Annotated in this window: 19 protein-coding genes and 2 pseudogenes; 7 read left to right on the top strand and 14 right to left on the bottom strand. The window is 61.6% G+C overall.

Going from position 1 to position 21,814, the window contains the following annotated elements:
- Positions 1-100 precede the first annotated feature (100 nt).
- On the top strand, positions 101-808 hold the full coding sequence (locus tag HZ99_RS05850) for a YebC/PmpR family DNA-binding transcriptional regulator (protein WP_038441803.1): 708 nt from the start codon (positions 101-103) through the stop codon (positions 806-808).
- Between the two features lie 114 nt (positions 809-922).
- On the opposite strand, the gene HZ99_RS05845 is transcribed toward HZ99_RS05850, so the two are convergent.
- The 3 genes and pseudogenes from HZ99_RS05845 to HZ99_RS05835 form a co-directional block, all read right to left on the bottom strand.
- Positions 923-2,227, bottom strand: a complete 1,305-nt coding sequence (locus tag HZ99_RS05845) for a leucine-rich repeat-containing protein kinase family protein (protein ID WP_038441802.1) — start codon at positions 2,225-2,227, stop codon at positions 923-925.
- Between the two features lie 35 nt (positions 2,228-2,262).
- Positions 2,263-3,366 (bottom strand): cell division protein ZapE, encoded by a 1,104-nt coding sequence (zapE, locus tag HZ99_RS05840; RefSeq protein WP_038441801.1) that lies wholly within the window; start codon positions 3,364-3,366, stop codon positions 2,263-2,265.
- A gap of 12 nt (positions 3,367-3,378) precedes the next feature.
- A pseudogene (locus HZ99_RS05835) lies at positions 3,379-3,642 on the bottom strand (anti-sigma factor family protein); the annotation flags it as partial.
- Here HZ99_RS05835 and HZ99_RS05830 point away from each other — a divergent pair.
- A pseudogene (locus tag HZ99_RS05830) lies at positions 3,623-3,793 on the top strand (cytochrome b/b6 domain-containing protein); the annotation flags it as partial. The pseudogenes HZ99_RS05835 and HZ99_RS05830 overlap by 20 nt on opposite strands.
- 118 nt (positions 3,794-3,911) lie before the next feature.
- Here the strand turns inward: HZ99_RS05830 and HZ99_RS05825 are convergent.
- A complete protein-coding gene (locus tag HZ99_RS05825) occupies positions 3,912-5,063 on the bottom strand; it encodes a M14 family metallopeptidase (RefSeq protein ID WP_038441798.1) in 1,152 nt (383 codons plus the stop codon).
- Between the two features lie 100 nt (positions 5,064-5,163).
- Here HZ99_RS05825 and HZ99_RS27640 point away from each other — a divergent pair, with 100 nt between their 5' ends.
- Entirely contained in the window at positions 5,164-5,376 is a 213-nt protein-coding gene (locus tag HZ99_RS27640; RefSeq protein ID WP_144243156.1) for a hypothetical protein, read from the top strand.
- A 166-nt stretch (positions 5,377-5,542) separates the two neighbouring features.
- Here HZ99_RS27640 and HZ99_RS05820 read toward each other — a convergent pair whose 3' ends face one another.
- Positions 5,543-5,890, bottom strand: coding sequence for a DUF6124 family protein (locus HZ99_RS05820; RefSeq protein WP_038441797.1), 348 nt, complete (start codon positions 5,888-5,890; stop codon positions 5,543-5,545).
- A gap of 129 nt (positions 5,891-6,019) precedes the next feature.
- On the opposite strand from HZ99_RS05820, the gene HZ99_RS05815 reads away from it, so the two are divergent.
- Positions 6,020-6,667 carry a LexA family protein gene (locus HZ99_RS05815; protein WP_038441795.1) on the top strand — a complete coding sequence of 216 codons (648 nt, stop codon included), beginning with the start codon at positions 6,020-6,022 and terminating at the stop codon, positions 6,665-6,667.
- Here HZ99_RS05815 and HZ99_RS05810 read toward each other — a convergent pair.
- Genes HZ99_RS05810 through HZ99_RS05795 form a run of 4 tightly spaced genes read right to left on the bottom strand, consistent with a single transcriptional unit; the run spans position 6,664 to position 12,216 of the window.
- On the bottom strand, positions 6,664-8,616 hold the full coding sequence (locus HZ99_RS05810; RefSeq protein ID WP_038441794.1) for an acetyl/propionyl/methylcrotonyl-CoA carboxylase subunit alpha: 1,953 nt from the start codon (positions 8,614-8,616) through the stop codon (positions 6,664-6,666). The two genes, HZ99_RS05815 and HZ99_RS05810, sit on opposite strands and share 4 nt — an antisense overlap.
- Entirely contained in the window at positions 8,613-9,419 is an 807-nt protein-coding gene (locus HZ99_RS05805; RefSeq protein WP_038441793.1) for a gamma-carboxygeranoyl-CoA hydratase, read from the bottom strand. The genes HZ99_RS05810 and HZ99_RS05805 overlap by 4 nt, the downstream gene beginning before the upstream one ends.
- 14 nt (positions 9,420-9,433) lie before the next feature.
- Positions 9,434-11,041 carry a carboxyl transferase domain-containing protein gene (locus HZ99_RS05800; protein ID WP_038441792.1) on the bottom strand — a complete coding sequence of 536 codons (1,608 nt, stop codon included), beginning with the start codon at positions 11,039-11,041 and terminating at the stop codon, positions 9,434-9,436.
- An 11-nt stretch (positions 11,042-11,052) separates the two neighbouring features.
- Positions 11,053-12,216 carry an isovaleryl-CoA dehydrogenase gene (locus HZ99_RS05795; RefSeq protein WP_038441790.1) on the bottom strand — a complete coding sequence of 388 codons (1,164 nt, stop codon included), beginning with the start codon at positions 12,214-12,216 and terminating at the stop codon, positions 11,053-11,055.
- Positions 12,217-12,387: 171 nt separating this feature from the next.
- Between HZ99_RS05795 and HZ99_RS05790 the strand changes: the two genes are divergently transcribed.
- A complete protein-coding gene (locus HZ99_RS05790; protein ID WP_038441789.1) occupies positions 12,388-14,070 on the top strand; it encodes an AMP-binding protein in 1,683 nt (560 codons plus the stop codon).
- Positions 14,071-14,769: 699 nt separating this feature from the next.
- On the opposite strand, the gene HZ99_RS05785 is transcribed toward HZ99_RS05790, so the two are convergent.
- The 3 genes from HZ99_RS05785 to HZ99_RS05775 form a co-directional block, all read right to left on the bottom strand.
- Positions 14,770-15,669, bottom strand: coding sequence for a hydroxymethylglutaryl-CoA lyase (locus tag HZ99_RS05785; RefSeq protein ID WP_038441788.1), 900 nt, complete (start codon positions 15,667-15,669; stop codon positions 14,770-14,772).
- Between the two features lie 12 nt (positions 15,670-15,681).
- The gene (locus HZ99_RS05780; RefSeq protein WP_038441787.1) at positions 15,682-16,083 is read right to left on the bottom strand and encodes a MerR family transcriptional regulator; all 402 of its coding nucleotides are present in this window, start codon (positions 16,081-16,083) and stop codon (positions 15,682-15,684) included.
- Between the two features lie 143 nt (positions 16,084-16,226).
- Positions 16,227-17,162 (bottom strand): LysR family transcriptional regulator, encoded by a 936-nt coding sequence (locus HZ99_RS05775; RefSeq protein WP_038441786.1) that lies wholly within the window; start codon positions 17,160-17,162, stop codon positions 16,227-16,229.
- A 151-nt stretch (positions 17,163-17,313) separates the two neighbouring features.
- Between HZ99_RS05775 and HZ99_RS05770 the strand changes: the two genes are divergently transcribed.
- Positions 17,314-18,543, top strand: a complete 1,230-nt coding sequence (locus tag HZ99_RS05770; protein ID WP_038441785.1) for an acyl-CoA dehydrogenase — start codon at positions 17,314-17,316, stop codon at positions 18,541-18,543.
- Between the two features lie 80 nt (positions 18,544-18,623).
- Here the strand turns inward: HZ99_RS05770 and HZ99_RS05765 are convergent, their stop codons facing one another.
- A complete protein-coding gene (locus HZ99_RS05765; RefSeq protein ID WP_038441784.1) occupies positions 18,624-19,964 on the bottom strand; it encodes a substrate-binding domain-containing protein in 1,341 nt (446 codons plus the stop codon).
- A gap of 143 nt (positions 19,965-20,107) precedes the next feature.
- Positions 20,108-20,920: an exodeoxyribonuclease III gene (gene xthA / locus HZ99_RS05760; RefSeq protein ID WP_038441783.1), complete on the bottom strand. Its 813-nt coding sequence runs from the start codon at positions 20,918-20,920 to the stop codon at positions 20,108-20,110.
- A gap of 188 nt (positions 20,921-21,108) precedes the next feature.
- On the opposite strand from xthA, the gene HZ99_RS05755 reads away from it, so the two are divergent.
- Positions 21,109-21,759, top strand: coding sequence for a GNAT family N-acetyltransferase (locus HZ99_RS05755; protein WP_038441781.1), 651 nt, complete (start codon positions 21,109-21,111; stop codon positions 21,757-21,759).
- Positions 21,760-21,814: the final 55 nt, after the last annotated feature.

The following is a 21,814-nucleotide window of genomic DNA, read 5'->3' as shown; positions in this document are numbered from 1 at the left end:
CGGTTTTTTGGTGGAACGATAGGTTCTCGCCCTATAAACTCTGCGGCCAAAGCGCCGGCCAGTAGACGTTTCGGCGCCACGGATATCAAGAGAGTGAGTCATGGGCGCACAGTGGAAGGTTAAACATAAAGAAGCGGCATCCAATGCCAAGGGCAAGATCTTCGGCAAGCTGGTGAAAGAAATCACCATTGCCGCCCGCAACGGTGCGGACACCGCGACCAACGCCCACCTGCGTCTGGTGGTCGAGCAGGCCAAGAAGGCCTCGATGCCCAAGGAAACCCTGGAGCGTGCGATCAAGAAAGGCGCAGGCCTGCTGGGCGAGACCGTGCAGTACCATCGCGTGACTTACGAAGGGTTTGCTCCGCACCAGGTGCCGTTGATCGTTGAATGCGTGACCGACAACATCAACCGCACCGTAGCGGAAATCCGCGTGGCGTTCCGCAAGGGCCAACTGGGCGCTTCGGGCTCCGTGGCCTGGGACTTCAACCACGTGGGGCTGATCGAGGCCTCGCCGGATACCCCGGATGCCGACCCGGAAATGGCCGCCATCGAAGCCGGCGCCCAGGATTTTGAAGAAGGCGAAGAAGAGGGCACGACCTTGTTCATCACCGAGACCACCGACCTGGACGCGGTGCAGAAGTCTTTGCCGGAACAGGGTTTTACGGTGTTGTCGGCCAAGTTGGGCTATATCTCGAAAAATCCGGTCAGCGGCTTGAGTGATGAGCAGATGGCTGAAGTCGAAGCCTTCCTGGAAGGCTTGGACAACCATGACGACGTGCAGGATATGTTCGTTGGCCTGGCGGGCTGATACCGGCCTGTAATCATGGACGCGGGCTTGTGTGGGAGCGGGCTTGCCCGCGATAGCGGTCGGTCAGTCACACCGCTATCGCGGGCAAGCCCGCTCCCACATTCACATGGCGTTTCAGAGTGAGGACAGCAGTGTCTCGATCTCTTGGAGCGCCGGTCGTGCCAGCACCTGCGGCTGGCAGCAGTGGTCACGCAGTACCTCCAGCGCCAGGCGCTGTTCATCGCTCAAGCCTTCGTCAATCCGCTCCAGCAATTCCCCCAGCAACACCCCGAACGCCCGCACTTCAATGCGTTGCAACGCCCTGGTCTCCAAGGTGTCGGTGTTGGCGTGGAACGATGCCGCGCCAAAGTCCCCCAGCAAGCAATCACCCTCGGCATTCCACAGAATATTGTGCCCATACAGGTCGCCATGGGTGATGCCGTGCCGGTGCAGGTGTGCGGCCACCGAGGCGATGCCCTGTGCCATACGCAATGCCACCGCCGCGCTGAAACGGGTGGTGGGGTCATAGATATCCCGGGTGCAGGACGCCAGGCTTGGCAGGCCGGCGAGGTTGCGGTAGCTCGGGTCGATCAGGTCCATCACCAGGGCGGCCTGGTCATCGGGGTGGCCGACCACGCGGCCTTGCACCTTGATCAGGTTGGGGTGTCGCCCTGCGGCGATGCAGGCCTGCATTTCGTGCAGCGGCGAACCGTCGCTGGTGATGGTGCCCTTATAGAGTTTGACCGCGACAGGCGCGTTCGACGGTTTCCAGAGCGCTTTGCGAATCACCCCTGAAGCGCCTTCGCCCAAGACCTCGGCCAGTTCCAGCTCAGCCCAGGGAATATTCGGTGTCGCGTCATCACTGGCTGTCTCCACCGCGCTTTCCACCGGGTTGCCGGCATAGGCCAGCCAGGTCAGGCGCGGCAGTGTCAGCAGCCATTGCGGCAAGTGCGTCAGGCGGTTGGAGGCGATGCGCAGCAGTTCGAGGTTATGGCACTGGGCCAGGCTTGCTGGCAGTTGCTCCAGGCGGTTGCCGGCCAGCATGAGTTTTTGCAGCAGCGGCCGCTCACCGAGTTCATCCGGCAAGTGGCGGATGCGGTTGTCGGTGAGGATCAGCCAGCGCAACTGCGGCGCCAGCGCGGCAGCCGGTACGTGCTCGATCTGGTTGGCCTTGAAGCCGACCATGCTCAACTGCGGGCATTGGTCCAGGCAGGCCGGCAGTTCGGTAAAGGCGTTGTCCGAGCAAAACAGCACGCGCAGGAGGGGCAGGCGGTGCAGGTCCTCCGGCAGGCTGCGCAGGGCATTGCCGCTCAGGTTGAGGATTTCCAGGGAGTCGGCCAGGTCGAAGATTTCCCGGGGGAACTGCGTCAGGCCGCAGGACAGGTCCAGGCGCTTGATGCCAGCCAGTTGGCCAGCCTTGAGTTGGGCAAGGGTATCCATGAACAGCTTCGATCACTTCACAAGGGCAAAGGCGCTCATGATAACGGCTTGAGCGCCAACGGGCTGACTTGTTGCAACTGGCCCAGGCGGCTGCGGGTGCGCGCCAGGTCAATCGCCTGGCCTTCGAGGGCATCGGCCAGCGGCAGTTGGCCCAGCAAGGTCAGGTGCTTGTCCTGGTCGTACAGCACGTCGATCAGGTTGATAAACCGCTGCTGCACGGCAATCGGGCAGTGGTCCAGCCGTGGCAGGTCGTCGATGATCCAGTGGTCGAAGTCCTCGCACAGCAGCAGGTAATCCATCACGGCAGTGGGTTGTTCACACAGGTCGTTGAAGGTCAAGGCCAGGCTGCGCGCCTGTTGCCAGCGCACGTGCAGTTGCCGCGCGCCGACCGCCAGGGCCAGGGGCGGGCCATCGGTGGCGGGCACCCGCAGTTCGCGGCGTTGGGTCGGGGTGCCGGGCCATACGTACTGGCCATGGCTGAAGCGCTGCTGCCGGTGATTCTGGGGCAAGCCCCGGTAGTCCTGGGGCGCGCTGATTTGCATGACGTCCATGCGTGCGCCGATCAAGTCGATCACGGGTTTGAAGCGCTGGTGGTACAGCGGGTTGGGCAGCAAGCCCTGTGGCGGATAGTTGGACGTGAGCAGAACCAGGATGCCCCGCTCGAACAGCGCCTTGAACAACCGGCTGATCAACATCGCGTCGCCGATGTCATGCACATGGAATTCGTCGAAACACAGCACCCGGCAGCCGTCGAGCAATTGATCCAGGGTGGCGGCCAGGGCATCGGCCTGCTGGCGATGGGCAAACATGCCGCGGTGCAGGCGGGCGAAAAAGTCGTGGAAATGCACTCGCTGCTTGTCCGGCAACGGCAGGGCCTGGAAAAAACCGTCCAGCAGCCAGCTTTTGCCCCGGCCGACGGCACCGTGCAGGTACAGGCTGCGGGTCGGGCGCTGGGCCAGCAGGTGCGCAGCCTGCCGGGCCATGGCGTCGATCACCAGCAACTGGCTGGGGCTGAGGGTATAGCCCTGTTGCCGGGCCTTGTCCGCGAAGAACCGGTGAATGGCCGGCGCGTGCTCGCTGGTGGTTTTTTTGCCCAGCAGCCGTTTGAGCAAGGGCAGGCGATTATCTCGAAAAGACATGGCGTTGGCGTCCTAGAACCTCAGGGTTTGCTTGAGCAGTTGGGTGTTTGGCTCGTCCTCTGGACTGACCAGCGCATAGTTGTAGCCGGGGCTGGACCAGTATTGGGCCTGGAGCCCATCGGCACCGCGGCTGCCCCGTGGCAACAAGGTGTTCTGTGGGCCCGGTGGACGAACATAGAAACTGATGCGCCGGCCTTGTGGGTTCTCGTAGAGCGCCATCGCCGCCGCGCCCTGGTCGGCGCTGAGCAGGCGCGCGCTGACCGGGGTGAAGCCAGCCAATGCCCAGTTGTTTGCGGTGCTGCGCAAGGCCCATGGGTATCTCGCCTATTTGTTGTTTCTCACGGTGTTGTTGCATCTGGCGGCGGCGTTGTTCCATGGCTGGGTTCGCCGGGATGGCGTGCTGCAAAGCATGCTGGGCAAGGACTGAGCTTCCAGGTGGGTACGCTGTCGTCAGGCTTTGGCCGGCAATACAGGCGGCTTGCAGACCTTGGAGGTACGTACGGCAGGTGGCGGGGGGCTGAACCCAGCCCCCGGACTGGGCAGGGTCAACGCAGCACGCCAACCATATCCGCCACGGTGCTCAGCACGTCCTTGCCCAGTTGTCCGGAGCGTTTGCCGGACCAGCCGGTAAGCGGGTTGGGCGCGTCGTTGTTGTCCTTGAACGGCATTTCCAGGGTCAGGGACAGGCAGTCGAACTTCTCGCCCACGCTGTTGCATGCCAGGGTCATATTGGCCTGGCCCGGTAAGTCGCGGGTGTAGCCATGGGTCGTCTGGAAGTCGCGTGTCAGAGCGCTCAAGTGGCTGCGGAAGTGTTTTTCCAGGCTCTCGATACGCGGCGTGTAGCCGGGGTTGCCTTCACAACCTGCGGTAAACACGTAGGGGATTTCCTCATCGCCATGGATATCCAGGAACAGGTCGACGCCGTATTTCTCCATTTGCTGCTGGACGAACAGCACTTCCGGGCTTTGCTCCTGGCTTGCGCTTTGCCAGGCACGATTAAGGTCCTGGCCCATGGCATTGGTGCGCAGATGGCCGTGGAACGCGCCGTCCGGGTTCATGTTTGGCACCAGGTAGAGATCGGCGGCGGCCAGGAGCTTCTTCAACTCATCATCACCGTCCTGTTGCAGGCGCTCGATGATGCCCTCCATAAACCACTCGGCCATGTGCTCACCGGGGTGTTGCTGGGCGATGATCCACACTTTGCGCTGCCCCGCGTCACCGTTGCCACGGCGGAGCAGGGGAATATCACGGCCTTCGACGCTCTTGCCAGTGGCCAGCAATTGCGTGCCGGCGCGGTTCAGCGCCTGGCCGATCAGCCAATTGTGACGCTCGCGGCTATAGGGCTCGAAGTAGGCGAGCCAGGCATGTTTTTGCTCGGTCTTGAAGTCGATGTGCAAGGTTTCGCCATCAAAGCGCGTCGGCACCCGGAACCAATTGATATGGTCGTAGGACGCCACGGCGTTGTAGCCACTCCAGGCATGTTTGTAGGAGGATTGGCCGGCGTTGCTCAGGCGAAAGGTATGGGTATGACCAATGTGCATCCCTTCGGCCTTGAAGTGGAACCATTGGAAGTGCTGGCTACGGGTATCGGGTTTGATTGCCAGCAGCAACTGGTGGGCATCGCTGGTGTCGAGCACCTGGATATTACCGCTGTCGAAATCGGTGCTGATTTTGATGGAGGTCAAGGCCACGGTCATAGTCTGATTGCCTGAATATGAGAGTTGTGGCGGGCAGTTTACACAGGCACGGGGGAAAGTCTGGGGGCAAATTAACGCGAGAGGGAAGGGGGCGTCATCCGTGACGCAGCAGCAGCTTAGAGTCTATGAGATTGATTCTCAAGTGCTAATTTGGAAAGAACCGGGCCAGAGCGCTTTATCGGCTTTCTTTCGGCGATGGTCTTTTGCTACCATGCGCGCCATCAAGCAACACACAGTCTTCATTAGCCTGAAGCCACGCCAGAATAACTGGCAAAAAAAAGACCCGGCCAAAGAGCCGGGTCAAAAACCGTGATTAGCCTGATGAGGAGATATTCCAAGAGTCCGACCTAAGGTCCCTTGGTCTATCGACTGATCTCGCGACCAGCTGCTTGCAATAATAATCATTATCATTTGCAAGTCAAATGTTTTTATCTGCCTGATAGAAATATTTTTCCTTCTGTTCCTGCACGCTTATCGGCTCAAGGGGTTTTCCCGCCTGGCAGTTGCAGTGGACGTTCCAGCATGGCCTTGGCCATATCGATCAGGTACACCACCGAAAACGCCAGGTCCCTGGGGCCTCCCAGCTTGTTGTTCGCCAGTTCATACGCGATGGCGGCGGCGCTGCGCAGCAGGTCTGAGGCGTGGATCAGGGCTTCTTCGCTGCTGACAGTGGGGTTGGCCTCGAACCAGGCTACATCGCCCGATGCTGGGGCCGTATCTTCTTTCAGGTAGTAATCCAGTGCCCGTCGGGCGGCTTCGCTGCCCTGCAAGCACTTTATTTCGTCGTTGTCAGGTGTGCCAGGCAGGTGATCCGGGGTTGTGGTCATAAGGTCGGTGCTCTGGGTGGGAGGTGAACAGGTGGGACTGATAATAATACGATCTGTATTCATGTCATTTGATTGATTACTACAAACTGTTTATTGTCGCCGCGAATACACCCGGTATTGTCTGCCCCCATGGATAAATGGATAGCGTTGGTCAAAGCCAACATGAAGGCCCGCAAGGTCACGCAGAACCAACTGGCTGCACGCATGGGCATGTCCCAGGGCGGCATTGGCCACTGGTTGGGCAAGCGCCGGGTACCCAGCCTCGCCGACATGAACCGGGTGCTCGAAGAGCTGGGCCTGGGTTATCTGGAAGCCGCGCTGGTGATCCGCGAGAAAGCCGAAGCCCCGGCAGGCGATGAAGCCGTGCCGGTCGTCCAATACAACCCGTATTTTCGCTACCCCGTGAAAGACTGGAAACAGCCCTGCCAGGTGCAGGAGCCGCGGTCGCCCTATGGGGCCGTGCAGTTTGAGGCCAGCGACTACGACGCCAGCGGCGAAGCGTTCTGGCTCCCGGTGACCGGCGATGCGATGACCGCGCCCAGTGGGCCGAGCATCGCCGATGGGATGATGATCCTGGTGGACCCGGCCCTCGACGCCGAGCCCGGCAAACTGGTGGTGGCCCAATGGGCCGGCAGCAGTCAGGCGACCTTTCGCAGGTTGATCGAGGAAAGCGGCCAGCGTTACCTGGTGCCGCTCAACCCGACCTATCCAAAGGCGCTGTTGACCGATGCCTGCCAGATCATCGGTGTCGTAGTGCAGGCCACGGTGAAGTTCTAGGCCTGGGCCTCCAATTCCACCAAGGCGCTGCCTTCGCAGACCATTTCGCCTTCCTGGCAATACAGCGCCTTGACCACCCCCCCGTGGGGCGCGCGGATGCTGTGTTCCATCTTCATGGCTTCGAGCACCACCAGTTGCGCACCGGCCTCGACCGCCTGCCCGACGTCCACCAGCACCCGTACGATGCTGCCGTTCATCGGTGCAGCGAGCCCACCCTGATGGGCGTACCCGGCATCGGCGGCGGCGATCGGATCAAACAGCGTCACACGGCGCATCTCACCTTGCCAGCGCAGGAACAGCGTCTGCCCATGGCGCACTGCCAGGTGCGAGCGGCGTATGCCAGCGTCCTCGATCAGCAAGTGCTCGTCGCGCAGTTGCGGCGCGGTGGCGGTTTGCAGCGTTACCAGGCGGTCCTGGCCGTCGCAGCTCACATGCAGTGAGGTCTCGGCGGGCAGCCCCGCCCGAAAACCCAGCGTGGCAGCCCAGGGCGAGGCGGGGTCGTCGTCCCGCAGCCGAGGCCGTTGGCTTTGCATAAATGCATGGCCCGCCGCCTGCCAGAACTCATCGCTCAACGCGCTGGGGGCGGGCAGCAGTTGCTCCTGGTACCGGGGAATAAACCCGGTATCCAACTGCGCTGCGGCGAACGCAGGGTGGCCGATGATGCGCCGCAGAAAGCCCAGGTTGGTCTTCAAGCCGCCGACCGCAAATTCATCCAGCATGCTCAAAAGGCGCAGGCGCGCCTGTTCGCGGTCTTCGCCCCAGGCAATCAGTTTGCCGAGCATCGGGTCGTAGAAGGGCGAGACGTCGTCGCCCTGCTCGACACCACTGTCCACCCGGCGTCCCGGGCCTGGCGCCGATTCACGGTACAGCGCCAGATGCCCGGTGGCCGGCAAAAAATCATTGGCCGGGTCTTCGGCATACAGCCGCACTTCGATGGCGTGGCCGCGCAGCGGCACCTGCTCCTGGGTCATTGGCAGCGGCTCGCCTTGGGCCACGCGAATCTGCCAGGCCACCAGGTCCAGGCCGGTGATGGCCTCGGTGACCGGGTGTTCCACCTGCAAACGGGTGTTCATCTCCATGAAGAAGAACTCACCGCGTGCATCCAGCAGGAACTCCACGGTGCCGGCGCCTACATAGCCAATCGCCTGGGCCGCACGCACCGCGGCCTCGCCCATGGCCTGGCGCAGGGCAGGGCTGAGGCCGGGCGCCGGTGCTTCCTCGACGACTTTCTGGTGGCGACGCTGGATCGAGCAGTCGCGCTCATTGAGGTACAGGCAATGGCCATGCTGGTCGGCAAACACCTGGATCTCCACGTGACGCGGTTTGATCAGGTACTTCTCCACCAACATCTGCGCATTGCCAAACGAGGACAGTGCTTCGCGCTGGGCCGAGGCCAGGGCTTCGGCCAGTTGGCTTTCGTCCTCGACCACTTTCATGCCTTTGCCGCCGCCACCCGCAGTCGCTTTGAGCAGCACCGGGTAGCCAATGCGCTCGGCCGCCTGGCGGAAAGTTTCCAGGTCCTGGCCGGTGCCGTGATACCCCGGCACCAACGGCACGCCAGCTGTTTCCATCAAGGCCTTGGCCGCAGACTTGCTGCCCATGGCATCGATGGCCGAGGCGGGCGGGCCGAGAAAAATCAGCCCGGCGTCTTCAATCGCCCGCGCAAACCCCGGGTTTTCGGAAAGAAAGCCATAGCCTGGATGAATCGCCTGGGCGCCGCTGGCCTTGGCGGCGGCAATCAACTTGTCGATCTGCAGGTAGCTGTCGACGGCCTTGCTGCCGCCCAGGTCCACACGGATATCGGCTTCGCGGCTGTGGCGAGCATCGCGGTCAGTGGCGCTATGCACGGCAACGGTGGTCATGCCCAGCGCCTTGGCCGTGCGCATGACCCGGCAGGCGATTTCGCCGCGGTTGGCCACCAGCACACAGGTAATCAACGGTGAAGTCATGAACGAGGCTCCTGGGATTGCCAGCTGGGTGCACGCTTTTGCAAAAACGCACGCAGGCCTTCCTGGCCTTCGGCACTGACGCGGATGCGCGAAATGGCGTTTTCGCAGTAGCGGCGCAACGCCGGGGTGAGCGCGCCATTACCCACTTCGCGCAGCAAATCCTTGCTGGCGCGCATGGCGGCGGGGCTGTTGAGCAACAGATTGGCGGTCCATTGCTCGACCTGCTGGTTCAGTTCGTCAGCGGGATAGCTTTGCGCCAATAGCCCGATGGCCTGTGCCTGCCGGCCATCGAAGCGTTCTGCGGTCAAGGCGTAGCGCCGTGCCGCGCGCTCGCCAATCGCCTGCACCACAAACGGGCTGATGACTGCCGGCGCGAGGCCGATGCGCACCTCCGACAGGCAGAACTGCGCATCATCGGCGCCAATGGCCATGTCGCAACAACTGATCAGGCCCAGCGCGCCGCCATAGGCCGCGCCCTGGACCACTGCCAGGGTCGGGATCTTCAGTTTGGCCAGGTTGTACATCAACTCTGCCAGCTCGCGGGCGTCGTCGAGGTTGGTGTGGTAGTCCAGCTCGGCCGACTGTTGCATCCAGGCCAGGTCCGCGCCGGCGCTGAAGTGCTTGCCGCGCCCGCGCACCAGCAAAAAGCGCAGGGAGGCGTCGGCCTGCACCTGGTCCAGGGCAATGATCAGCTCACGGATCATTTCGGCGTTGAACGCGTTGTTTTTCTCTTCCCGGCTCAACCACAGCGTGGCAAAGCCACGGGGGTCGTGCACCAGTTCCACGGTGTTGAAATCGCTCATGGGTGCAGCTCCAATTACATGCGGAACACGCCGAAGCGGCTCGGCTCGATGGGGGCATTCAGTGCGGCAGACAAGGCCAGGGCCAGCACGTCACGGGTCTGCAAGGGGTCGATGACGCCGTCATCCCACAGGCGGGCGCTGGAGTAATAGGGGTGGCCCTGGGTCTCGTACTGGTCGAGGATCGGCTGCTTGATCTGCGCTTCTTCCTCGGCGCTGAAGGCCTGGCCACTGCGTTCGGCCTGCTCGCGCTTGACCTGCACCAGCACGCCGGCCGCCTGTTCGGCGCCCATCACGCCAATGCGTGCGTTGGGCCACATCCACAAAAAACGCGGGTCATAGGCGCGCCCGCACATCCCGTAGTTACCGGCCCCAAAGCTGCCACCGATGATCACCGTGAATTTCGGCACCCTGGCGCAGGCCACCGCTGTGACCAGCTTGGCACCGTGCTTGGCGATACCGCCGGCCTCATACTTCTGCCCCACCATAAAGCCGGTGATGTTCTGCAAGAACAGCAGGGGAATCCCGCGCTGGCAGGCCAGTTCGATAAAGTGCGCGCCTTTTTGCGCCGCTTCGGCAAAGAGGATGCCGTTGTTGGCGAGGATCGCGATGGGATAGCCATGCAAATGGGCAAAGCCGCAGACCAATGTGGTACCGAACAGCGCCTTGAACTCATCGAAGACCGAGCCGTCCACCAGTCGTGCAATCACTTCGCGCACATCGAAAGGTTGTTTGGCGTCGGCCGGAATCACCCCATACAACTCCTCGCTGGCATACAACGGCGCGACCGGCGTGCGCTGTTGTAACTGTCCCTGCTTGCGCCAGTTGAGGTTGGCGACGCTGCGGCGGGCCAGGGCCAGGGCGTGTTCGTCACTGTCGGCGTAATGGTCGGCCACCCCGGAGATCTTGCAGTGCACATCGGCCCCGCCAAGGTCTTCAGCGCTGACCACTTCGCCGGTGGCGGCCTTCACCAGCGGCGGGCCGGCGAGGAAGATGGTCGCCTGTTGGCGCACCATGATCGCCTCGTCCGCCATCGCCGGCACATAGGCGCCGCCGGCGGTGCAGGAGCCCATCACCACTGCAATCTGTGGGATGCCCTGGGCGCTCATGTTGGCCTGGTTGAAGAAGATCCGCCCAAAATGCTCGCGGTCGGGAAACACTTCATCCTGGCGCGGCAGGTTGGCGCCGCCGGAATCCACCAGGTAGATACAGGGCAGGCGGTTCTGTTCGGCGATGGTTTGCGCGCGCAGATGTTTTTTCACGGTCAGCGGGTAGTAGGAGCCGCCTTTTACCGTGGCATCGTTGGCGACGATCATGCACTCGACGCCTTCGACGCGGCCGATCCCGGCGATTACGCCCGCAGCCGGGACGTCTTCACCGTAGACCTGATACGCCGCCAGTTGGCTGAGTTCCAGGAACGCCGAGCCCAGGTCGAGCAGGCGGTTGATGCGCTCGCGCGGCAGCAGCTTGCCACGGGAGGTATGACGCTCCTGGGCCTTGCTGCCGCCGCCTTGCTGGACCTGGGCGAGCAGAGTGTGCAGGGCGTCGACCTGTTTGAGCATGGTCGCGCTGTTGGTGGCGAATTCAGCCGAGCGCGGGTTGAGTTGGGTGTGCAGGGTGGCCATGGTGCACTCCCTCAGCGGGTTTCGTTGAACAGTTCGCGACCGATCAGCATGCGCCGGATCTCACTGGTGCCTGCGCCGATTTCATACAGCTTGGCATCGCGCAGCAGGCGACCTGCCGGGAATTCATTGATATAGCCATTGCCGCCGAGAATCTGGATCGCGTCGAGGGCCATCTGGGTGGCGCGTTCGGCGCTGTACAGAATCACCCCGGCAGCGTCCTTGCGCGTGGTTTCGCCGCGCTCGCAGGCCTGGGCCACTGCATAGAGGTAGGCACGGCTGGCGTTGAGCTGGGTGTACATGTCGGCGACCTTGCCCTGGATCAGTTGGAACTCGCCGATACTCTGGCCAAACTGCTTGCGGTCGTGGATATAGGGCACGATCAGGTCCATGCACGCCTGCATGATCCCGGTGGGGCCACCGGAGAGCACCACGCGCTCGTAGTCCAGGCCGCTCATCAGGACTTTGACCCCGCCATTGAGCGCGCCGAGGATATTTTCTTCGGGCACTTCGACGTCATCGAAAAACAGCTCGCAGGTGTTGGAGCCACGCATGCCCAGCTTGTCGAATTTGTTGCTGCGGCTGAAACCCTTGGCGTCGCGCTCGACGATAAATGCGGTGATGCCGTGGGCGCCCTTTTCCAGGTCGGTCTTGGCGTAGATCACATACGTGTGGGCATCGGGGCCGTTGGTGATCCAGGTCTTGCTTCCGTTGAGCACATACACGCTGCCGCGCTTGTCGGCGCGCAGCTTCATCGACACCACATCGGAACCGGCATTCGGCTCGCTCATGGCCAGGGCGCCAATATGCTCGCCGCTGATCAGCTTGGGCAGGTACTTGAGCTTTTGCTCGTGGTTGCCATTGCGGTTGATCTGGTTGACACACAGGTTGGAGTGCGCGCCGTAGGACAACGCCACCGAGGCCGAGCCGCGGCTGATTTCTTCCATGGCCACCACATGGGCCAGGTAACCCAGGCCGGCACCGCCGTATTCTTCCGGCACTGTGATGCCCAGCAGGCCCATGTCACCGAACTTGCGCCACATATCCACGGGGAACAGGTTGTCGATATCGATCTGTGCTGCCCGTGGTGCCAGCTCCTTGGCCACGAAGGCCTGCACCTGGTCGCGCAGCATGTCGATGGTTTCACCGAGGGCGAAGTTCAGGGTCGGGTAACTCATGGAAGGGCACCTATAAACATTATTGTTGTGGGGCTGGCGACACCATTGGGCGATCACCTTTACGTTAACGTAAACTTGCGTTGCATGACTGTCAATCGTAGCTTACGTTAACGTCAAGCTCGCGCCTGGCAGGCGCACCGTCCACCTACAAAAAAGACAATAGGGGTCGTCATGGATCAACCGAATCAGAGCTACAGCCGTGGCCCACAGAACAAGGCCCTGCTGGCCATGACTATTGGCCAGGCATTTGACCGCACAGTGGCGCAGCACCCGGATGGCGAGGCCCTGGTGGTGCGCCATCAGCACTTGCGCTACACCTGGCGGCAATTGGCCGACGCCGTGGACCTGCATGCCCGCGGCCTGCTGGCCCTGGGCCTGCAGGCCGGGGATCGCCTCGGCATCTGGGCGCCGAACTGCGCCGAGTGGTGTATCAGCCAGGTGGCCAGCGCCAAGCTCGGGGTGATCCTGGTCAACATCAACCCGGCCTACCGCAGCAGCGAACTGGAGTACGTGCTCAAGCAATCGGGTTGCCAGTGGTTGATCTGTGCCGGTGCGTTCAAATCCTCTGACTATCACACCATGCTGCAGACGCTGGTGCCGGAGCTGGCGGAGCAGGGCATCGGCCAGTTGCAATGCGGGCTGTTGCCGCAATTGCGCGGGGTCATCAGCCTGGATGCGCGACCGCCCTCGGGGTTCCTGCCCTGGTCGCAACTGTCGACTCTCGGCGCGGGCATCCCCCCGGAACAGTTGCACCGCCGCCACGCCAGCCTGCACTTCGATCAAGCCGTCAATATCCAGTACACCTCTGGCACCACGGGCTTCCCCAAGGGCGCCACCCTCAGCCACCACAACATCCTCAATAACGGCTACATGGTCGGCGAAAGCCTGGGCCTGACCGCGCAGGACCGCCTGGTGATCCCGGTGCCGCTCTATCACTGCTTCGGCATGGTCATGGGCAACCTGGGCTGTATCACCCATGGCACCACCATGATCTATCCCAATGACGGCTTCGACCCGCTGCTGACCCTGGCCGCTGTGGCCGATGAGCGCGCCACCGGGCTGTACGGCGTACCCACGATGTTTATTGCCGTGCTTGATCATCCGCAACGCAGCACGTTCGACCTGTCGACCCTGCGCACCGGGATCATGGCCGGCTCCACCTGCCCCATAGAAGTCATGCGCCGGGTGATCAGCGACCTGCATATGAGTGAAGTGCAGATCGCCTACGGCATGACCGAGACCAGCCCGGTGTCGCTGCAGACCGGCGCGGACGACGACCTGGAGCGGCGCGTGACCACGGTCGGGCGCACCCAACCCCAGTTGGAAAGCAAGATCATCGACGAAGCCGGCAACACCGTGCCGCGCGGGCAGATCGGCGAGCTGTGCACCCGTGGCTACAGCGTGATGCTCGGCTACTGGAACAACCCCGAGGGCACTCGCGAAGCCATCGACGATGCCGGCTGGATGCATACCGGCGACCTGGCGAGCATGGATGGGCAGGGGTATGTGTGCATCGCCGGGCGCAACAAGGACATGATCATTCGTGGTGGCGAGAACGTGTACCCACGGGAACTGGAAGAGTTCTTCTTCACCCATCCAGCGGTGGCCGATGTGCAGATCATCGGCATTCCCGATGAGCGTTATGGCGAAGAGATTGTGGCCTGGATCAAATTCCACCCAGGGCATGTAGCCAATGAACTGGAACTGCAAACTTGGTGCAAAGGGCGCATTGCGCACTTCAAGACGCCGAAGTATTTCCGGTTTGTCGAAGAGTTCCCGATGACGGTGACCGGCAAGATCCAGAAGTTTCGCATGCGCGAGATCACGATCGAGCAACTGCGTAGCGAAACCTGAGGCCTGGCCCAAACCTGATGTGGGGCTTGGCTTGTGTGGGCGCGGGCTTGCTCGCGATAGCGGAGTATCAGTCAAGTATTTATCAACTGGCCCACCGCTTTCGCGAGCAAGCCCGCTCCCGCAGGGGATAGAGGGTGACTCACAACATTCATTTCACCCAGACAGCACAAAGGGGAGCCGAAGCTCCCCTTTAATTTGTTGTTACGTGCTCTTTTTTTATTATTGAGGGGCGGTCTATTGTTGTTTTTGGCAACCGTGGCCCTTTACCGCTGTTTTTGGCGACCCCCATCCGGGGTCAAGAGCAAACGTATTTTTTTGAGCGCTGATCTGCTTCTTCGCACGCGATCCAACCAGTGGGTAGCTACCTTGAGGTAGTTTTATTGTTCTCTGCCCGGTTGCGAGTGGCGGCTTGCGCCGTACCCTGCGAAGCACATCTTCTCCAAAAAAATCTGTTAGCTGCGTCTCTGCCGTGTTGTTTTTGTTATGTCAGAGTCGGTACGTCTTATTTTTATTAGGTTTGGTGCTTTTTATTCTTGTTATGCCATAGAGATAGCAGGAGCCGTGCCAACTTTATAAAGTCGTTTAAAATCAATGGCTTGATTTTTTGGTGAGAAATTTACTTCAGAAAATGCGACAAAATATGTTCCCGTGTTACCCGATGTGTAGCCGCGAGGTAACACATCGTCACGGGCAGGCTACTCAACGGGCGTTACGGGCCCTGGCCACGCGCGAGCCGGTGGGGCGGCCGAGGACCGTACAGATCTGCTGGCCCGCCACCAGCAGCGTGTCCATATCGATACCGGTCTCGATGCCCAGGCCATTGAGCAGGTACAGCACATCCTCAGTGGCCACGTTACCGCTGGCGCCCTTGGCATAAGGGCAGCCGCCGAGGCCGGCGATAGAGCTGTCGAACACCGCGATACCTTCCAGCAGGCTGGCATACAGGTTAGCGATGGCCTGCCCGTAGGTATCATGGAAGTGCCCGGCGAGCTTTGCCCGTGGCACGTCCTTGCCGACTACCTCAAACATGCGGCGTGTGGCGCCGGCGGTGCCGGTGCCGATGGTGTCGCCCAAAGACACTTCGTAACAGCCCATGGCATACAGCTCTCGGGCTACTGCGGCCACTTGTTCCGGCGCGACCTGGCCTTCATAAGGGCAGCCCAGCACACAGGACACATAGCCGCGCACACTCACGCCATGTTGCTGCGCCGCCGCCATGATCGGCGCAAAGCGCGCCAGGCTTTCGCTGATGGAGCAGTTGATATTGCGCTGGGAAAACGCCTCGGACGCTGCGGCAAACACCGCGACTTCCTTGACCCCGGCCGCCAGCGCGTCCTCGAACCCGCGCAGGTTCGGCGCCAGCGCGCCGTAGACCACGCCCGGCTTGCGCTGGATCTGCGCAAACACCTCGGCCGAGCCTGCCATCTGCGGCACCCACTTGGGTGAGACAAAACTGCCGACCTCGATGTAACCCAGGCCCGCTGCACTGAGGGTATCCACCAGTTGCACCTTGTCGGCCACGCTGATGGGCTGTGCTTCGTTTTGCAGGCCGTCGCGCGGGCCGACTTCGACCAGGCGTACATAAGAGGGGAGAGACATGGGATCTACCTTTTATAGGGGTTGGCCGACCTGGCTCTGGATCGTCTGTTCCAGGGCCTGGGTGCAACGTTCTTCGGCGGTGTCCAGTTCCAGCTTCATCTGTTCGATGTCCAGCAACTGTTGTTCCAGTTGCTCACGGCGTTCACTGATCTTCGCCAGCATGCTGTGCAATTGTTTTTGATTGCCGCTGGTGGGGTCGTAGAGCTCGATCAATTCGCGGCATTCGGCCAGGGAAAAACCGATGCGCTTGCCGCGCAGGATCAGCTTCAGGCTGACTTTGTCCCGGGGCGAATAGATACGTTCCTGGCCGCGGCGTTCGGGGCTCAGCAGGCCTTGTTCTTCATAGAAGCGAATGGCCCGGGTGGTGATGTCCAACTCGCGGGCCAGGTCGGAGATGCTGTAGGTCGTGCTCATGGTGGCGCTCAAGGAGGGTCTTGGCGCTACGCTAATGGCTGCTTGACGTAAACGTCAAGCAAATCCCCTCCCTGTAGGAGCCGGCTAGCCGGCGATGGGCCATCAGGTAAACCGCCATCGCCGGCAAGCCGGCTCCTACAGCGTCATAGTGTTTGCTGGTCCAGCTTCTTCTCGCGCGCCGTGACCTGCTGGCACAACTCGATCATCTGCTCGCGCATCCAGCGGTTGGCCGGGTCCTGGTCGGTGCTTTCATGCCAGTACAGGTGCGTTTCCACCGGCGGCACGTCATTGACGGGCAGGTTGAACGAGTGCAGATCGTTGCGCTTTGCAAAGCGCTCCGGCACGGTCATCACCATGTCGGTCTGCTGCAACACCTGGGAGGCCATCAAATAATGCTGCGAACGCAGGGCGATCTTGCGCTGGATGCCCATCTTGCCCAGGGCCAGGTCGACGTGGCCCAGGCCATTGCGCCGGCTGGAAATATGGATATGGGTCAGCGACAGGTAGTCATCCAGGCTGAATTTTTCCTTGCCCGCCATCGGGTGCCCCTTTCGCATGGCACACACGTAGCGGTCTTCCATAAGCTTGACGTGGCGCACCTGCGGGTCGGTGTTGAGGGGGGCGTCCACCGCAAAATCCAGGCGCCCGGCGGCCAGTTCCTTGGTGGTTTCCCGACGTTTGGACAGGAAGCTTTCGATGATCACCGTGGGCGCCAGGCGGCGCAGGCGCTGGAACAGCGGCGGCAGGATCACGGCTTCAGTCAGGTCGGTCATGCTGATGCGGTAGGTCTTGGCCGCCTGCAACGGGTTGAAAATCCGGCTTTCCTGCACCGACACCCGCAGCAGCGACAGGGCGTTGCGCACCGGGCCAATGATGTTCTGGGCCATGGGGGTTGGCACCATGCCCTGGGCGGTCCGCACGAACAGCGGGTCGTTGAAGGTCTCGCGCAGGCGCGCCAGGGCGTTGGATACCGCCGGCTGGGTAATGCCGACGATCTGCCCGGCGCGGGTCAGGTTGGCTTCGGTGTAGATCGCGTCAAAGACGATGAAAAGATTGAGGTCGACCTTGCTCAGATTCATTTCGTTGCGCTCTTCTTGTTAGGTTTTCATACGTCGATCATATATCGGTGATGAATGTTAATACACGCCGAGAATAGGCTAGGTAAATTATCAGCGCTGTTCTAGCATCGATTGCATGACCTAAACAACCTCTCAAAGAAGGGAGCTGCTCATGGATTTTGCCTATTCGCCCAAGGTTCAGGAACTGCGTGAACGCGTCACCGCGTTTATGGAGGCTTACGTTTACCCAGCCGAGCCGGTGTTCGAGCGCCAGGTCAGCGAAGGTGATCGTTGGCAGCCCACCGCCATCATGGAAGAACTCAAGGCCCGCGCTAAGGCCGAAGGCCTGTGGAACCTGTTCCTGCCGGAGTCCGGACTGGGCGCTGGCCTGACCAACCTGGAATACGCGCCGCTGGCAGAAATCATGGGCCGATCCTTGCTCGGCCCCGAGCCGTTCAACTGCTCGGCGCCCGACACCGGCAATATGGAAGTGCTGGTGCGCTATGCCAACGAAGAGCAGAAACAACGCTGGCTGGCGCCGCTGCTGCGCGGCGAGATCCGTTCGGCGTTCGCCATGACCGAACCGGATGTGGCTTCTTCCGATGCCACCAATATGGCCGCCCGCGCCGAGCGCCAGGGTGACGAATGGGTGATCAACGGCAAGAAGTGGTGGACCTCGGGCGCGTGCGACCCACGCTGCAAGATCCTGATCTTCATGGGCCTGAGCAACCCGGATGCGCCGCGCCACCAGCAACACTCGATGATCCTGGTACCGGTGGACGCGCCCGGCGTGAAAATCGTCCGGCCGCTGCCGGTGTTCGGGTATGACGACGCACCCCATGGGCATGCCGAAGTGCTGTTCGACAACGTGCGTGTGCCGTACGAAAACGTCTTGCTGGGTGAAGGCCGCGGCTTCGAAATTGCCCAGGGGCGCCTTGGCCCGGGCCGTATCCACCACTGCATGCGCTCCATTGGCATGGCTGAACGCGCCCTGGAACTGATGTGCAAACGCTCGGTCAGCCGTACAGCCTTTGGCAAGCCGCTGGCGCGCCTGGGTGGCAACATCGACAAGATCGCCGACTCACGGATGGAAATCGACATGGCACGCCTGCTGACGTTGAAGGCGGCGTACATGATGGATACGGTCGGCAACAAAGTGGCGAAAAGTGAAATCGCCCAGATCAAGGTCGTGGCGCCGAATGTGGCCCTGAAGGTGATTGACCGGGCGATCCAGATCCACGGCGGTGCCGGGGTGTCCAATGACTTCCCGCTGGCCTATATGTACGCCATGCAGCGTACCCTGCGCCTGGCCGACGGCCCGGATGAAGTGCACCGGGCGGCGATTGGCAAGTTCGAGATTGGCAAATATGTGCCTAAAGAGCTGATGCGCAGCGGTCAGTAACAACCCTGCAGGAGCCGGCTTGCCGGCGATGGGGCCCTTGAGGACGCCATCGCCGGCAAGCCGGCTCCTGCAGGGAGTGTTCAGTAAACCCAGACCTCCACCCGGCGATTCTTGATCCGCCCTTCATCCACGGTGTTCGCCGCCACCGGCATCTCGGCGCCAAAGCCGCGAATATCGCGTAACACCACGCCGCTCTTGACCAATTCCCGACGCACCGCCATCGCCCGCAGCTTTGACAGCAGGTCGGCGCGCTGCGGGTCATCCTTGGCATCACCAAACCCCACCAGCGTGACCCGTTTGTCCCGTTTGTCGTGGTTGCCTATATAAGCCACCACCCGCGCCAGGTCCTGGCGCGCCTTGTTGTCCAGGCTGGCACTGCCTTCTTCGAAGCGAAAATTCACGGTCAGGCGTTGCGCCTCGCGGGCGATGGCCTGGTAGGCATCGGGCATCGGCGCCCGTGGCAATACGGTGATGGCCTTGACCTGTTGGGCGATAAACCCATTGGCGGCAACGATGGCCTGGCCTTGGGCGCTCTGGGCAAAGTCCACCAACGCCTCGGCCCAGGGGTTGGTGTTATTGGGCGGCAGGTAGAAAAACAGGCGGCGCGACAGCGGATAGTCCTCGGTGGCGATCAGGCTATTGAGCGGCAACATGGCCTGGGAGTCACCGTCACTGATGGCCGCGGCCTTGGCCTGGCGCACGTAGGGCAGGCCGATAAGGCCGATACCCTGGGAGTCGTGGCTGACGGCGTCGGACAGTTGCTCGCTGGACTCAAAGCGTTTGGCCGTGCTGTCGAGGGTTTTACCGCGACGGCTGAGCACCAGTTCCTTGAAGGTGTCGTAGGTGCCCGATCGATCATCGCGGGCATACAGCCGGATCTTCCCGCCGCTGCCGCCCAAGGCTTCCCAGGTGCTGATTTCGCCGCTGAAAATCCCCGCCAGTTGTTCGATGGTCAGCGTCTGCAGTGGGTTGTGTGGATGCAGGATAATCGCCAGGCCATCGATGGCGATTACCTGTTCGGCGCCAGGGCTTTTCAGGTCGCCCAAAGGTTCGAGGTCCACCAGTTCACGGTCTTTGATCGGGCGCGAAGACGCAGCCAGGTCAGCCTCGGCATTTTTCAGCGCGATAAAACCGGTGCTGGAGCCATGGGCGGCGATTTCTATCTGCACCCGTTTGCCTTGGGGGCTCGTGCCGATGAGGCGCTGCTCGTTGGGGCGGTGCGCCGGTTCACTGTACACGGCCTTCAGGCCCTGTTGCTCCATCAAGCCCCTGACCAGCGCCGGGCCCAGCGCGGCACCAATGGTGTTGGAGCCCTGGATGCGCAAGGCCGGGCCGCGTTCGGGAAAGGGCAGGGGGGTTGCAACGGCCACAACAGGAAATACGCTACAGAGTGCCAGCAGGTACAGAGCACGCAGCATCATGCCGCCACCTTCTCAAGCCAAAGGAAGTGCGGGCAGATTAAGTCAGTAAGGTTGCATAAATATGACGGTAGGAGCCGGCTTGCCGGCGATGGTGTCCTCAAGGGCCTCATCGCCGGCAAGCCGGTTCCTACACAGGGTGGGGCTTAGCTCAATTCCAGCCAGATCGGCGCATGGTCCGACGGTTTCTCCAGGCCACGCAACTCGTAGTCCACGCCAGCATCCTTGATCCGTGGCAACAGGCCATTGGAGGCCATGATCAGGTCGATACGCAGGCCGCGCTTGGGCTCGTCTTCAAAACCCCGGCTGCGGTAATCGAACCAACTGAAGCGGTCCGCCACGTCCGGGTTCAGGTGCCGGAAGCTGTCGGTCAGGCCCCAGTTCTTCAGGCGCGCCATCCATTCGCGCTCTTCCGGCAGGAAGCTGCACTTGCCGGTCTTCAGCCAGCGCTTGGCGTTGTCGGCACCGATGCCGATATCGCAATCTTCGGGCGAAATGTTCACGTCGCCCATCACCACCAACGCCTGATCATTGCTGAACTGGGTTTCCAGCAACTGTTGCAGGTCTTCGTAGAAGCGCTGCTTGGCTGGGAACTTGGTGGGGTGATCGCGGCTTTCGCCCTGTGGGAAATAGCCATTCATGATGGTGATCGGGTGACCGTGTTCATCGGCGAAGGTGCCCCAGATAAAGCGGCGCTGGGCATCCTCTTCGTCGCTGGCAAACCCCTTGTGCAGGGCCAGCGGTTCCTGGCGCGAGAGCAGGGCGACACCGTAATGGCCTTTCTGCCCGTGGTAGTACACGTGATAGCCCAGGGCCTGGACTTCGGCTAGAGGGAACTGGTCGTCGTGGACCTTGGTTTCCTGCAGACCGATCACATCCGGTTGATGTTTGTCGATCAGGGCCGCCAACTGATGAGGCCGGGCGCGCAGCCCGTTGATATTGAAGGAGACGATTTTCATGGTCGGCAGTCCAGTCTGGCAAAAGGGCGATGCTAGCCGACAAGTCGGACGGGGGCCAGCGTGGCGGTAGGACAGATGCACTGCTAATGTCTCTCAAGGAGCCAATGGCACGGAACGACTCAGTTGCCCCGGGCTCGTAACAATAAGAGCGCGACCTCTTTGAGTGGCGTCCAGGGGAGAGACGACAGATGCCCGACACCTCGACCGCCGTTGCCCAAGTGCACCTGCTCGACAGCGGCTATTCCCGCGAAGCTCGCTCGCTGCTGTACCACGCTTATCGCCATGAGCCGACCTTCGCCTATCTGTTCGAGGCCGAACGCTCGGGCTATGAGCAGCGGGTGCGTGCCACCGTGCGCGAGTTGGTCAAGCAGCACTTTCTCCAGGAACTGCCGGCGATTGGCCTGTTGGTCAATGACCGCCTGATCGGCATCGCCCTGATCGCCCCTCCGCAACGGCGCCTGGGCATCACGGAAAGCTGGGCCTGGCAATTGCGCATGTGGCTGAGCACGGGCTTGCGGTGCACCCGGCGCTACCTCGAATACCATCAGGCTGTATTGGCGTGCCTGCCGTCCGAGTCGGTGCATGTATTGCCGCTGCTGGGGATCCACCCGCAGTTCCAGGGCAAGCATTACGGGGAGCAACTATTGGAAGCGGTGCATGATTGGTGCGCCGAAGACCCCCATTCACAAGGTGTGGTGCTGGACACCGGCAACCCGTTGTACCTGGAGTTCTACAAGCGCCAGGGCTATGAGGAAGTGGGAGAGGTGGCTGTAGGACCTATCCTGGAGCATGTGTTTTTCCATCCCAATCCCCAGGTGTTACGACCTGCAACGTCTTAACGGAGAATTATTCAGACGATTCACGGTTCTAAGATGCTCCTCCGGTCGTGTAGCA

Source organism: Pseudomonas fluorescens (genome assembly GCF_000730425.1).
Lineage (GTDB): Bacteria > Pseudomonadota > Gammaproteobacteria > Pseudomonadales > Pseudomonadaceae > Aquipseudomonas > Aquipseudomonas fluorescens_X.
This window is presented reverse-complemented; position numbering and strand designations above follow the sequence as displayed.

Bases quoted from the DNA above. Each gene is read 5' to 3' on its own strand.
- HZ99_RS05850 (WP_038441803.1), top strand. From the start codon at position 101: ATGGGCGCACAGTGGAAGGTTAAACATAAAGAAGCGGCATCCAATGCC.
- HZ99_RS05845 (WP_038441802.1), bottom strand. From the start codon at position 2,227: ATGGATACCCTTGCCCAACTCAAGGCTGGCCAACTGGCTGGCATCAAG.
- zapE (WP_038441801.1), bottom strand. From the start codon at position 3,366: ATGTCTTTTCGAGATAATCGCCTGCCCTTGCTCAAACGGCTGCTGGGC.
- HZ99_RS05825 (WP_038441798.1), bottom strand. From the start codon at position 5,063: ATGACCGTGGCCTTGACCTCCATCAAAATCAGCACCGATTTCGACAGC.
- HZ99_RS05820 (WP_038441797.1), bottom strand. From the start codon at position 5,890: ATGACCACAACCCCGGATCACCTGCCTGGCACACCTGACAACGACGAA.
- HZ99_RS05815 (WP_038441795.1), top strand. From the start codon at position 6,020: ATGGATAAATGGATAGCGTTGGTCAAAGCCAACATGAAGGCCCGCAAG.
- HZ99_RS05810 (WP_038441794.1), bottom strand. From the start codon at position 8,616: ATGACTTCACCGTTGATTACCTGTGTGCTGGTGGCCAACCGCGGCGAA.
- HZ99_RS05805 (WP_038441793.1), bottom strand. From the start codon at position 9,419: ATGAGCGATTTCAACACCGTGGAACTGGTGCACGACCCCCGTGGCTTT.
- HZ99_RS05800 (WP_038441792.1), bottom strand. From the start codon at position 11,041: ATGGCCACCCTGCACACCCAACTCAACCCGCGCTCGGCTGAATTCGCC.
- HZ99_RS05795 (WP_038441790.1), bottom strand. From the start codon at position 12,216: ATGAGTTACCCGACCCTGAACTTCGCCCTCGGTGAAACCATCGACATG.
- HZ99_RS05790 (WP_038441789.1), top strand. From the start codon at position 12,388: ATGGATCAACCGAATCAGAGCTACAGCCGTGGCCCACAGAACAAGGCC.
- HZ99_RS05785 (WP_038441788.1), bottom strand. From the start codon at position 15,669: ATGTCTCTCCCCTCTTATGTACGCCTGGTCGAAGTCGGCCCGCGCGAC.
- HZ99_RS05780 (WP_038441787.1), bottom strand. From the start codon at position 16,083: ATGAGCACGACCTACAGCATCTCCGACCTGGCCCGCGAGTTGGACATC.
- HZ99_RS05775 (WP_038441786.1), bottom strand. From the start codon at position 17,162: ATGAATCTGAGCAAGGTCGACCTCAATCTTTTCATCGTCTTTGACGCG.
- HZ99_RS05770 (WP_038441785.1), top strand. From the start codon at position 17,314: ATGGATTTTGCCTATTCGCCCAAGGTTCAGGAACTGCGTGAACGCGTC.
- HZ99_RS05765 (WP_038441784.1), bottom strand. From the start codon at position 19,964: ATGATGCTGCGTGCTCTGTACCTGCTGGCACTCTGTAGCGTATTTCCT.
- xthA (WP_038441783.1), bottom strand. From the start codon at position 20,920: ATGAAAATCGTCTCCTTCAATATCAACGGGCTGCGCGCCCGGCCTCAT.
- HZ99_RS05755 (WP_038441781.1), top strand. From the start codon at position 21,109: ATGCCCGACACCTCGACCGCCGTTGCCCAAGTGCACCTGCTCGACAGC.